At 65.5% G+C, this 13,487-nt stretch carries 7 protein-coding genes; all 7 read left to right on the top strand.

The genetic code is table 11. The features are described from left to right. The coding region (locus AC2YHA_RS19280) for a BapA/Bap/LapF family large adhesin (protein WP_487402939.1) at positions 1 to 1,435 on the top strand (1,435 nt) is incomplete at its 5' end. A 250-nt stretch (positions 1,436 to 1,685) separates the two neighbouring features. After that, positions 1,686 to 2,864, top strand: a complete 1,179-nt coding sequence (locus AC2YHA_RS19275; RefSeq protein WP_487402938.1) for a TolC family protein — start codon at positions 1,686 to 1,688, stop codon at positions 2,862 to 2,864. Continuing rightward, positions 2,861 to 5,011, top strand: coding sequence for a type I secretion system permease/ATPase (locus AC2YHA_RS19270; RefSeq protein WP_487402937.1), 2,151 nt, complete (start codon positions 2,861 to 2,863; stop codon positions 5,009 to 5,011). Before AC2YHA_RS19275 ends, AC2YHA_RS19270 begins: the two co-directional genes overlap by 4 nt. Continuing rightward, the gene (locus tag AC2YHA_RS19265) at positions 5,008 to 6,195 is read left to right on the top strand and encodes a beta-barrel domain-containing protein (RefSeq protein ID WP_487402936.1); all 1,188 of its coding nucleotides are present in this window, start codon (positions 5,008 to 5,010) and stop codon (positions 6,193 to 6,195) included. The genes AC2YHA_RS19270 and AC2YHA_RS19265 overlap by 4 nt, the downstream gene beginning before the upstream one ends. Next, positions 6,192 to 9,278, top strand: coding sequence for a Mur ligase family protein (locus AC2YHA_RS19260; RefSeq protein ID WP_487402935.1), 3,087 nt, complete (start codon positions 6,192 to 6,194; stop codon positions 9,276 to 9,278). Before AC2YHA_RS19265 ends, AC2YHA_RS19260 begins: the two co-directional genes overlap by 4 nt. A gap of 262 nt (positions 9,279 to 9,540) precedes the next feature. After that, positions 9,541 to 9,882, top strand: coding sequence for a winged helix DNA-binding protein (locus AC2YHA_RS19255; RefSeq protein WP_233783824.1), 342 nt, complete (start codon positions 9,541 to 9,543; stop codon positions 9,880 to 9,882). A 748-nt stretch (positions 9,883 to 10,630) separates the two neighbouring features. Continuing rightward, positions 10,631 to 13,483 carry a TonB-dependent receptor domain-containing protein gene (locus AC2YHA_RS19250; RefSeq protein ID WP_487402934.1) on the top strand — a complete coding sequence of 951 codons (2,853 nt, stop codon included), beginning with the start codon at positions 10,631 to 10,633 and terminating at the stop codon, positions 13,481 to 13,483. Positions 13,484 to 13,487: the final 4 nt, after the last annotated feature.

The raw sequence follows: 13,487 nt of genomic DNA, 5'->3' as shown, positions 1-13,487 counted from the left end.
CACGCCTCCCAATGCCGATCCGATCCCGGCGAGCGGCAATGTCATCACCGATGCCGGCCCCGGCGGCGAAGTCGACGTGGTGAGCCCGGCGACGGTCGTGCACAGCGTCACCGTGAACGGCGTCACCACGGATGTGACCGCGGACGGAACGACGGTCACCGGTCAATTCGGCACGTTGGTGATCAATCTCGACGGCAGCTACACCTACACGCCCCATGCCGACGCGTCGGCGATCGGGCAGGCCGAGCAGTTCCAGTACACCATCCGCGACAGCGATGGTGAGCTGGAGACCGCCAATCTCACCATCACCATCGGCAGCGACGACATCACCGGCGCTCCTGTCGCCAACGACGATCAGGCGGCCGCTGGGGTCATCTACGAGAATGTCGTCGACACGATCGATCCGGCGGTCGAGTTCAACTTCAATACCGGTCCGGGACTCGTCATCTTGCCTTCGACCGGATCAGGCAGCGACACCTTCACGGTCGCAGCGAACACCAGCTCCAACGTCACGATCATCGCGGTCGGAGGAGGGGCGCTGTCCGTCCTGCCGACCTTCACGGTCACGGTCAAAGACGCCGGCGGCGCGGTAGTGGAGACGGTGACCCAGGTTGCGCTGGCCAATGTTCTTGGGCTGGGCGCGGGTCTCAGCCTGACGGTCGATGACCTGGAGCCGGGCACCTACACGTTCGAGGTGTCGAGCACGAACACGGTGGGCCTCGGCTTCAACACCAACGTCTATCTGGGTCAGACGATCACTCATTTCGACGATTTCCAAGTGGCAAGCACGACCGAAGCCACGGGGGATTTGCTTGATAATGACGTGCTGGGTTCGGCGTTCATCTCGTTGCGGGTGAACGACGGGACCGGGTTCGTCGAGGTCGAGGATGGCGGACGGGCGATCACCGGCCTCTATGGCACGCTGACGGTCAGCGAGACGGGCGAGTATAGCTACACGCCCCGCACCGACCTGCCGCATTCGGCGTCGGACCTGATCGACAGCTTCACCTATCAGCTCGTCTCGCCGGATGGACGGACCGAGGCCGCCACGCTCGACGTCACCATCGATGTCTCCGGCGCTGGAACGACGGGGTTCGCTGCATTCGCGGCCACGACATTCGGTGCGGAGACGGCCGATGTGATCGAGTTGGGCAGCCTCGCTGCCGCGCCGGCCGAAGCCGCCGGTGCCGATCCGTCGACGATGGCCTCACTCCTCTATGACATGTTCGAGGGACGCGGTGATCTCGAGAATGTGCTCCAGGCTTATCTCGACGAACCGAAGGACGATTCGACAATCGGAGCCGATACTGATAATGGTATACCAAATACCACTGAAGTGATGACGGTTCAATCTGAAGTTAATGATCCACTGTCATACATTACTATTGTCGATGATCCCGAAAGAGACCAAATAAATTCTACTCATTTAATCTGATAAATAATAGAATTTTACATGTACGGGTGTCGGTTGGCTTGAACCGGCACCCGTTTTTTGCTTATCTTTAATCAGTTTGGGCGAAAGTGTTGTGGCCCAAAGGATAATGCCACTTATGGCGAGTCGTGTCCGTCGCGTCCCTTCCAGCCTCTTCGCTTGCAGCATCCTGTTGTTGTGCGCCTCCGGAACAGCAGGCGCTGCCCCCGATAATACCGGTCCAGTAACGCTGGAGAGTGCGGCGCGCGAAGCGGTGGCGTGGCATCCGTCGGTGATCGAGGCGGTGGGGCGACTGAATGCCCGCGCCGAAGAGGTGCAAGTCGCCCGCGCCGGCTATTATCCGCAGATCAGGGCCGGGGTCGGCTCCGGCTACGACAACCGGCTCAGCAACCAATGGCGGCCGCGGCCGCAGGTCACGGCATCGCAGATGCTCTACGATTTCGGCAAGGTCGCGAGCTCGGTCGAATCGGCCCGCGCGGGTACCCGGATCGGGGAGGCGCAGGTCCTGCTGGCGATCGACGGGCTGATCCGCGACACCGCCTATGCGGCGATCGAGGTACAGCGCGGCGTGGCGCTTCATCAGGTGGCACTGGATCAGCTCGCCAGCGTCCGACAGATCAGCGAGCTCGTCCGCAATCGCTACACGCGCGGGGCCGCGACGCGATCGGATGCGCTCCAGGCCCAGGCGCGGGTCGAGGCGGCGGAGGCGACCCTCACCCAGATCGAGGCCGCGCAGCGGCGCTGGGCGAGCAACCTCGCCTTCCTGCTCGGCCGCAACGCTCCGCCGCAGGTGATGCCGGACGTGCCGCAGTGGCTGGCGTCCGCCTGTCTGGGCGGGACGCCCGATTGGGCGCGGGTCCCCGCGGTCATGGCAGCCGAGGCCGGGCGCGACCAAGCGAGCGCCGACCTGAAGCGCAGCCGGGCCGAGCGGATGCCGACCCTCTCGGTCGAAGGCGGAGCCGCGGCCGACCTCAGCTCGCCCTTCTCAGACCGCAGCCAGTATAATTTCGGGCTCTCGGTTTCGAGCAGCGTGTTCAGCGGCGGCGCGCTCAGGGCCCGCCAGCGTGGTGCCGCCTTTGCGCTCGCCGCCGCCGAGGCGGCCGTCGCCGACGCCCGCAACGAGACCGGCCAGCGCCTCGCCGAGGCGCAGCAGCAGATCGCCAGCTTCTCGCAGCTCCTCGACACGCTGGCATCGCGCCAGGCCAAGATGGCGGAGACGGGGCGGCTCTATCGCCTGCAATATCTGGAAATGGGGACCCGGACGCTGGTCGATCTCCTCAATGCCGAGCAGGAACTCCATCAGGTCCGCTTCGATGCTGCAAACACGTCGCACGACCTCCGCCGGCTGGAGGTGGACTGCCTCTATTATTCGGGCAGCGCGCGCGCGGCGTTCGGCCTCAGCGGCACCGTCGTCCGGGGAGTGACGCTGTGAACGCACACCTGCCGCCCCGGCCGCCGCAAGCGGTCGAGCTCGAGGCGTGGCTCGACATGCTGCAGCAGACGGCGCAGCATTTCCGGCTACCGGTGTCGGTCCAGACCGCGAAGCTCGCCGGCCTGTGGCGCGGCAGCGATGACGAGCAAGGGCGCGTGCGGGCACTCGCCCGCGCCGTCGGGCTTAGCGTGCGCTTCGTCCGGCCCGAGGCGATGCGGCTCACGAGCTGGCGGCTGCCCGTGATCGTCAGGCTCGCGAGCGGCGACCTTGCGCTCGTGACCGCGATCGACGGCGAGGGGGAGGCGAGCCTGACGCTGACCGGCGAGAGCGGCATGCAGACGCGGATGCCGCTCGCCGCGCTGACTGGCGATGCCGAGCTGTTCGTCGTGCCTCGCCCGGCGCGCTCGGCGCCCGATGCGCGGGTCGACGCCTATATCCGCCCGTACGAGGAGCATTGGCTGCGGCGCATCCTCATGCAGGACATCGGCGCCTATGGCCATGTGCTCGTCGCGTCGCTGGTCGCGAACTGCCTGGCACTGGCCGGAGTGCTGTTCTCGATGCAGGTCTACGACCGGGTGGTGCCGGCCCAGTCCTTGCCGACGCTCTACATCCTCTTCGCCGGCGTGCTGCTCGCGATCGGATTCGACTTCCTGCTGCGGCGGCTGCGGATGAGCATCATCGACGTGCTGGGCAAGCGCGCCGACCTGCGCCTGTCGGACCGCGTGTTCGGCCATGCGTTGCGCGTCCGCAACCGCGCGCGGCCGGCCTCCACCGGCAGCTTCATCGCGCAGCTCCGCGATCTCGATCAGGTGCGCGACCTCCTGACCTCGACCACCGTCGCGGCGGTCGCCGACCTGCCGTTCTTCGTCCTGTTCCTCGCCATCTTCTGGTCTATCGGCGGCTGGCTGGTGCTGATCCCGCTGGGGGCACTGGTGCTGCTGGTGCTGCCCGGGCTCGCTGCGCAGCGCCACCTCCGCGCCTATGCGACCGAGGCGACGCGCGAATCCTCGCTGCGCAACGCCATCCTGGTCGAGGCGGTGCAGGGCATCGAGGACATCAAGGCGCTGCAGGCGGAGAACCGTTTCCAGCTCCAGTGGAACCACTACAATTCGGTCGCGGCGGAGGCGCAGCTCAAGCTGCGCGGGCTGACCAACAGCCTCACCGTCTGGACGCAGAACGTCCAGAACGCCGTCTACGCGACGACCATCCTCTTCGGCGCGCCGATGGTGATGGCAGGGGACATCACCACGGGCACGCTGGTCGCCGCGTCGATCCTGGGATCGCGGATGATGGCGCCGATGGCACAGGTCAGCCAGCTCCTCAGCCGGTTCCAGCAGGCGCGCGTGGCAATGGGCAGCCTCGATCAGATCATGGCGCTGCCCGTCGACAATCCTGACGACGAGCACCGTATCCAGCTGCCGTCGGTCGCGGGCGGCTTTGCGGTCCGCGCGGCGGTGTTCCGCTATGCCGACCCCAATTCGCCGCCCGCGCTGACGGTGCGCGAGCTCGACATCGCGCCGGGCGAGCGGATCGCAGTGCTCGGCCGCAACGGCGCGGGCAAGTCAACGCTGCTCCAGGGTCTGTCGGGCATGTTGCAGCCGGTGTCGGGTGAGGTGCTGCTCGACGACCTCGCGCTCCACCAGATCGATCCGGCCGACGTCCGGCGTGACGTTGGCCTGCTCACCCAGAGCAGCCGCCTGTTTCACGGCACGCTCCGCGAGAACGTCACCCTCGGCGCACCCCATGCGACGAACGAAGAAATCCTGGCTGCCCTCGCCATGGCAGGTGCCGACAATTTCATCCGCCGCCTGCGTGACGGGCTGCAGCATGTGGTCCAGGAGGGCGGCGTCGGGCTGTCGGGTGGGCAGATCCAGGCAGTGCTGCTCGCCCGGCTGCTCGTGCGCCAGCCGACCGTTGTGCTGCTCGACGAGCCGACCGCGTCGATGGACGAGATGGCCGAGCGCCATTTCATCCAGCAGTTCAAACAATGGAGTCCGGGGCGGACCGTGGTGGTCGCTACGCACCGGCTGCGTGCGCTCGACCTCGTTGAGCGGATCATCGTCGTCGACGGCGGCGCGATCGTGCTCGACGACCGCAAGGATGCGGCGCTGCGCACCATGCAGGAAGGGAGGGGGAAGGCCGCATGAGTGGCGGGATCGCCGTCGCCGGTCCGGATTTCGTGGACGAGGGCAGCGCGCGCCTCTCCACCTCGTCGCGGCTCATATGGCTGCTCTGTGCGCTGTTTGTCGCGGGGCTTGCCTGGGCCTGGCTGGCCAAGCTCGACGAGGTCGCGACCGGCAGCGGGCGGGTGGTGCCGACCAGCCACGAACAGGTGCTCCAATCGCTCGAGGGCGGGATTCTGGCGAAGCTGATGGTGCGCCAGGACGACATCGTCCAGCCCGGCCAGATTATCGCGCAGCTCGATCCCACCCAGGCCGGCTCCACCGTCGAGGAAAGCGCCGCCAAATACCGCGCAGCGCTCGCCGCCGTGTCCCGGCTGCGCGCGGAGGTGAACGGCACCCCGCTCAGCTTCCCGGTGGAGCTCGACGCCTATCCGGAGCTCAAGGCGACCGAGACGCGCCTCCACGAAGCACGGTTGCGCAGCCTCAACGATTCGGTCGCGCTGGTCGACGAATCGCTGCGCCTCATCAACCGCGAGGTCGGGATCGGCGAATCGCTCATCCAGGTGGGGGCGGCGAGCAACGTTGAGGTGCTGCGGCTGCAGCGCCAGCGCGCCGAGCTCCAGCTCAAGAAATCGGACATCCGCTCGCAATATCTGGTCGAGGCGCGGCAGGACCTCGCCAAGATGAGCGAGGAGATGGAGGCGCTCGCCCCGGTGGTGCGCGGCCGCTCGGACACGCTCCAGCGGCTGACGCTGCGCTCGCCGGTGCGCGGCGTGGTCAAGAACATCGAGGTCTCGACGATCGGCGGGGTCGTGCCACCAAACGGCAAGATCATGGAGATCGTACCCCTCGACGACAAATTGCTGATCGAGGCTCGCATCGCGCCGCGCGACATTGCCTTCATCCATCCGAGCCAGCGCGCCAGCGTCAAGATCACGGCCTATGACTATTCGATCTACGGCGGTCTCGAGGGCGAGGTGACGAGCATCTCTCCCGACACGATCCGCGACGAGGTCAATCCGGAGATCTATTATTACCGGGTCTTCGTCCGCACTAGCTCGGACGCGCTGGTCAACAAGGCGGGCAAGCGGTTCCCGATCGTTCCCGGCATGATCGCGACCGTCGACATCCACACGGGGCAGAAGACCGTCCTCCAATATCTGCTGAAGCCGCTCAACCGCGCGCGCGAGGCCTTGCGCGAACGATGAGCGCGGCGCTGGAGGCCCGGCTCGCCCGCCTTGCTCCCGACGTCCGGGACAGCCCTTCGTTCATGCTGGACGGCGTCGCGCGGTCCGTTCTCTTTTTCTCCTTCACCGACGGCAGTGGGCGGGCGACCACCTTCTCGGTCGGCGGGCCGGACGCGGACGCCGCCTGGGCCGTCGGCGCCGAGCGGCTGCGCGAGCGCAGGGACGCGCGGTGGCTGCGGGTGGATTGGGTGAATGCCGCCGAGCGGACATGTTGGAAGGATCTCCGCACGCGGCTCGCGCGGACCAAGCGCAATTATTTCCGGCTCGGCATCGCCCTCGACGCAGGGTTCGAATGCGCTTTCCTGGAGACCGAGCTCAACGCCAACGCGATGCTCTACGGCGGCCCAACGGTGCCGACCGCGGTCGTCAATGAAGGGAATTTCACCCGTTACGCCGCGCAGCGTCACGGGCTCGCGGCAGTCGATTTCGACGATGAGACCCCGGTCTGGCTGTTCTCGACGAAGGGCCTGTTCGTCGGGGACGACCTGGCGCTGCACCGTCTCGACAGACTGGGGCGCGACGCCGGACGGCGCAGCATCGCCCGGCTGGACCCGGACCTGCTGCTCGACCTCATCCGCAGCGGGAGCGGCTATCTCGCCTCGCAGGTCCGGGAGGACGGCCGCTTCCACTATGGCTGGCATCCCTGCTTCGATCGGCCGATCCCCTCCTACAACAGCCTGCGCCACGCCAGCTCGCTCTACGCGATGCTGGAAGCCTGGGAGGTGACGCGCGATCCGGTGTTGCAGGGCGCGATCGATCGCGCGCTCGCCTATCTCACCGGTGAGTTGATCAAGCCGGCCGTGCTGCCGGGCGGCGAGAACGCGGCGTTCCTCGTCGACCCGGGAGCGGAGATCAAGCTCGGCGGTAACGCGGTCTGCCTGCTCGCGCTGGTCAAGTACAGCGAACTGATGGCGACCGACGCCTATCGGCCGCTGCTGGAGAAGCTGGCGCTCGGTATTCTCCATATGCAGGACGCGACGTCCGGCCGTTTCGTCCATGTCCTCCACCATCCTTCGCTGGAGGTGAAGCAGCCTTTCCGGATCATCTATTACGAAGGCGAAGCCGCCTTCGGGCTGATGCGTCTGTTCAACCTGACCGGGGACAAGCGCTGGTTGGCGGCGGTGGAGCGCGCGTTCGGCCATTTCATCCGGTCCGAGCATTGGCAGGCGCATGACCATTGGCTGAGCTACTGCGCGAACGAGCTCACGCGGCACCGGCCGCGCGAGGAATATTTCCGCTTCGGCCTCGCCAACATCGCCAACCACCTCGACTTCGTTCTCGAGCGGATCACGACCTTCCCGACACTGCTCGAACTGATGATGGCGGCCGAGCGCATGGTCTCGCGCCTGCGGGCCGACGCGGCGTCGAGGCATCTCCTCGCCGGCTTCGATCTTCCCAAATTCTACCGCGCGCTCCATTTCCGCGCCCATTACCTGCTGAACGGCCATTTCTGGCCCGAGCTTGCGATGTTCTTTGCCGATCCGGCGAAGATCACCGGCAGCTTCTTCATCCGTCATCATGCGTTCCGGATCCGGATCGACGATGTCGAACATTATCTGTCCGGGCTGATCGCCTACCGGCGATATCTGATCGAGCGCCCGGCAGGGCATGAAGACCTGCTCGAAAGCGTGGACACGGAGTCCGGCTGGACCGCCGCTTCGGTCGCCCGCGCTGCCATCGGGCGCTGGATCGTGCCTCCGCCGGAGGGTTGGTCGGCAAGAGGATTGTGCATCTTCGGGCCGGCCATGCGCGCGCGCGACATGGTGGTGGTCCGCCAGCCCGGCGAGGAGCGCGGCATCCCGCCGTCCCGGCTCGCTGCGCTTTCCCACCCCCCGGCCGCGCTCATCACCACAGCGCCCGACGCCGTTCGGACCAGCGACGCCCCGATCCTGTCGGTCGCGAACTCGGACGCTGCGGTCGTCGCGCTCGGTGCCCATGCCCGCGCACACATGACCGGCAAGGTGATCGGCGTCACCGGCAGTGCCGGCAAGACCACGGTCGTCGCGATGCTCACCCGAGCGTTGGCGCCATGGGGCCCGGTCGGCCGGACGCGCCGCAACGCGAACCTGCCGCACGGCATCGCCTGGAACCTCGCGTCGATCCCCTGGGATACGCCGCATACGGTGCTGGAACTGGCGATCGGACGGATGCGGCACAATGCGCGGCTGGCGCGGCCGGACGTCGCGGTGTTCACCAACGTCCTCCCCGCGCATCTCGAATATCATCGCGACCTGCGGACGATCGCCGAGCACAAGAGCGCGATCTTCGAAGGCATGGCGCCGGGGAGCGTCGCCGTCCTGAACCGCGACATGACCGAATGGGCCTATGTCCACGATGCGGCGCAGGCCCGAGGGCTTCGGACGATCGAGTTCGGCCGCTCGGCGGAGGCGGCGTTCCGGCTGCTCGATCATGATCCCGAAGAGGCGATCGTTGCCGCACGCACGCCGGAAGGGGACATTCGCTATCCGCTCGCGGCTCCGGGCGAGCATATGGCGCTCAACAGCCTCGCCGTGCTCGCGGTGCTGTCGGCATTGGGTCTGCCGTTGGCACCAGGCGTCGCTGCCTTGCGCGGCTTCACGCCGCTCGCCGGCCGGGGCGACGAGTTTCTGCTTCCGGTGAGCGGAGGCGTCGTCACCGTGATCGACGACGCCTACAACGCCAACCCCGGCTCGATGGAAGCGGCGATCGGATTGCTCGCCAGAAAGGCTGCGGCGCGACGGATCGCCGTCCTGGGCGAAATGCTCGAGCTGGGCGCTGATGCGCGGACCTACCATACCGCTCTTGCCGCGCTGGTGAACGCATCGGGCGTGGATCGTGTCTATGTCATCGGCCGCCTCTATATTGGCTTCTGGGAAGCGCTGGCTCCTGCGCGCCGCGGCGGCTTCGCCGCCTCGCTCGAGGAACTCAAGTCGCAGCTGCAGAGCGCTCTAAGGGTAGGCGATATCGTCCTTTTCAAGGGCTCCCACGACAGCGGCATCCACCAAATCGTGCATTGGCTCAAATACGGTCGCTTTCAGCCGACCGCTGGCGAAGCCATAGCCTAGAGGACTTATATATCTGAAGTTCTTATGGTTAGTATTTGAAAAGTATATTTAATACTGGCGTGTTAACTTCTTCTTTACCAATTCGAGGCTAGCGTTTCGCGAGGAGTAAATCGGTGTTGATCGTATGAAGCCGCGTGCTGTCACCGACACCTTGTCGAACCCGTTAGAGGCCGTCGACGTGGACCGGCTTGCTCCTCGCCATATCGGCCGACCAGAGCCAGCGACGCGGCCACCGGTCTCTTTCATGCCTTGGCGCCCCCTGTTGGATTTCGCCCACCGGGTGATGGATGCGCGGGCGAAATGCGCTGCCTATTTTCCGAAGGGCGTTTTCCGCGATTCCGCCTGGGACATGATGCTCGAACTGTTCATCGCAGGGGAGGAGCGACGGGTCGTCTGCGTGAAACAGCTCATGGCTGTCTCAGGCGAAAGCTCTACCGGCGCGATGCGTCGGATCGACCGGCTCGAGGAGGTACGGCTGATACGACGCCGACCCGATCCGGAAGATCATCGCCGCGTGATTGTGAATCTCACCGATTCCGGTCGTGAGGCGATGACGGCATTGCTCACCAATCTTATCAAGGCGGATGCTACTTCCGGCGCTTGATGAGACAGCCTCAGCCAAGGCCATCGGCGAGTGGGCGCGAGGCGATGCTGCCGCTACGGCGAGCGGGGCGAGGCCGGCCACGCCGCGCGCAACATTGTAGCAGAAGCCGAGACCCGAACCGCGCAGCCAAGCAGGCGCGCGAGAACAACCTCGGCGAACGTGTGCTCGTATCGCTTGGCACGCTTCATTTCGGCTGGTTCCGCGTGGAGCGATCAAGATCGCCTATGGCCTGCTGGGCCTAGGCCCCAGCTATCTCGCCGCGGGTGGCGTCTGGCTGGCGCGGCGGCGCGACAAAGGCGCTCCCCAGCTATCTCGACGGCGTGCTGCCGAAGACCGCGGCCTCTGCCAGCGAATGAGGACAGGGCTCGGGGACTGGCCAGGCCTCACCGCCTATCGCTCTTCCCCGTCTACCTACCCCCCTGGTATTGACCGGGCTGACGGGTGGCCGGTCGGAGATTGCGGCCGACGAATTGTCGACGCTGACCTTGCTGCCGGACCATGACGGGTCGCGCTGATTCCGAGCGGCCAGAGAAGATATTCCGGCATCGCTCAGCTTCGCCCGGGTCGATTACCCAATCACGAACTCAACGTCAGCGCGGATTGCGCGGGCGAGCCGCGAGGCTGCCGGCCTGAATCTTCTCCCAAGCCGGAGCGGCAGCGGCGAAGATCATGGCGTGTAGAACCGCGCGGATATCACCCATCGCGGCTTGGTGGAGGCGCAAATACCCAATTGGACCGGTGATGTCTGATGAAATTGGATGTTTCGGCGGCCATTTCCGGCCCTCACTGTCGCCTTCGCCGAGAATGGGGGAGGGCAAATGCTGCCGTTCCGGCCGATGAACAGCCAACGATAAAGCCCCCGGGGGATAACATGTCGCAGACGACGTCTCGTTTCGGCCGCAAAACGACCTGGCTCGCTGGCTGCTCGGTCATTCTTGTCGCCGGCGTAACTGCGACGTCCGCCACCGCGCAGTCCGCGACGGACGCGGCTGCGAACGAGCCGGCCCAGAGCGAAGCAGCGGAGCAGTCCACGGACATCGTCGTCACGGGCTCGCGCATAGATCGGCCAGGCTTCGAATCCCCGACCCCGCTCACCCAAATCAGTGCCGAGGAACTGTCGGTGGCCAGCCGCGCCAATGTCGGCGCCGCGCTTGCCGACCTGCCACAGTTCAAGGCCGGTCAGTCGCCGCAGACGTCGGGTACGAACGCGCAGGCGGGCCGTTTCCCGGTCGACCTGCGCGGCCTCGGCGCGGTCCGTACGCTCGTCCTTCTCGACGGACGCCGCTTTTCGAGCGACAATGATCTGAGCACGATCCCGAATGTCCTGGTAAAGAAGATCGATATCGTCACCGGCGGCGCTTCCGCCGCATGGGGATCGGGCGCCGTTGCGGGCGTCGTGAACATCACTCTGGACAACGACCTGACCGGCCTGCGTCTCGGCGCCGAGGGTGGCGTGTCGCGCTACGGCGACGGCGCGCAATATCGGCTCGAAGGCGCGTTCGGTACGAAGTTCGCCGGTGGTCGCGGCCACTTCATGATCGGCGGCGAGTATCTGCAGAACGAGGGCATCACCCCGAAGACCAGCCGGCCGAACACGGGGCGCTGGGTGCCGCTGGCGAACGGCAACGGCACATCGACGCTGACCCCCGACGTCGGCTATGCGAACGCGTTCGTCGGGGGGATCATCACCTCGGGCGTGTTGCGCAATTTCGGCTTCAATCCCGACGGGACCTTGCGCGCGCTCGACCTTGGTAGTGTCAACGGGTCCAACATGGTCGGTGGCGAGGCGCCGTCAGACGACGATCTCAGCCCGCTCAGCCCACCGCAGAACCGCGTCTCGGCGCTGGCAAGAATCTCCTACGAGATCTTCGACGACGCGACCCTGACGGCAGACGTGCGCTACTCACGCTATTGGGGTGACTATATTTGGTTCGGCGATCACAATCGCGGCAACATCACGATCCGTAGCGACAACGCCTTTCTCCGTCCCGAGATCAAGGCGCAGCTTGCGGCAGTTGGCCAGACCAGCTTCACCATGGGCCGCTTCAACTCTGATTTCGCCTACAGCACGATCGACGTCGAGCGCGAGACGGTACAGGGAACCCTTGCCCTCGACGGAAAGCTGGCCGACGGCCGTCTGCGCTATAGCGCCTATTATACCCACGGCGAGTACCAGAATAATCTCGACACGCCCGGCTTCCGATTGACCACCAACTTCAACAATGCGGTCGATTCGGTCATCAGCCCGACGACGGGTCAGCCGATTTGCCGCATCGCCCTGACCAATCCGTCGACCGACTGCGTGCCCATCAACCTGTTCGGCAACGGCGCACCCTCCGCCGCGGCCGCGGCCTATGTCACCGGGACGCCGCAACTGCGGTCGACGACGAAGCTCGACAATGCCGGCGTGAGCCTGCGCGGCGAACCGTTCGATCTCTGGGCGGGTCCGGTGTCCATCGCGGTCGGCGCGGAATGGCGCAAGGAGTCTGTCGTCCAGCGGTCGGGTGCGCTCGACCAGGCGGGCGCCTTCACGACATTCTCCTTCGCGCAATTGTTCGGTTCCGTCACCGTGAAGGAGGCGTTCGCGGAGGGCCTGATCCCGCTGGCGAAGGGCCTGCCGCTTCTGCGCGACCTCAACCTCAACGGCGCGGTGCGCGTCTCCGACTACAGCACCAGCGGCTCGATCTGGTCGTGGAAGGTCGGCCTGACCAACGAATTCGTGCCGGGCGTGATCGGCCGTGTCACCCGGTCGCGCGACATCCGTGCGCCAACGCTCAGCGAACTCTACTCCAATCAGACGATCAGCTATGTCAACGTCTCGGACCCGGCGAAGAATACGACCGTGCTGACGCTCGTGAACGGCGGCGGCTTCTCCGGGCTCACGCCTGAAAAGGCCGACACCTGGACGGGTGGCATTACCGCGTCGCCGTTGCGCGGACTGACTGCGTCGATCGACTATTTCGACATCAGCATCAACAACGTGATCACCACGATCAGTGCGCAGGATCTGGTCTCGCGGTGCTTTGCGGGCAATCAAGACCTGTGCGCGCGCGTGTTCCGCGATTCTAACGGCAACCTCACTCGCGTGGTCTCTGCTTCGGTCAACCTGGCTGAGTACAAGACCAACGGGATCGACGCCGAACTTGCCTATGTTCTGCCGCTCAACTCGGCGAAGCGTCAGAACCTGAACTTCCGCGTGATCGGAACGTGGGTCGACAGCCTGACGACCTATGACGGCGTCGCGCGCGTGCAATATCTCAACAACACCAGCTACGCCTTCGTGCTCGGCATGCCGGAATGGCGCGTGAACGGCAGCATCGGATATTCTGATCCGCAGTTCAGCGGACTGGTCCGCCTGCGCTACATCTCTCCGGGCTTCTACAACCGCAACCTGAACATCACCAACAACCGGGTTCCGGCCTATACCTATGTCGATCTCCAGCTCGGTACGAAAATTCCGACCTCGAGCGGACCGGAGATGGAAGTATATGCGAACGTCTCCAACCTGTTCGACAAAAATCCGCCGATCGCGTCGCTATATTCGCCGTTCTACGATACCGTCGGACGCTTCGTCACCGTCGGCGCGCGCGTGAAGTTCTGACGTT

This window comes from Sphingomonas sp. SRI_018 (genome assembly GCF_057586275.1).
The sequence above is the reverse complement of the archived record's forward strand: the minus strand, read 5'-3'. Positions and strand labels throughout refer to the sequence as shown.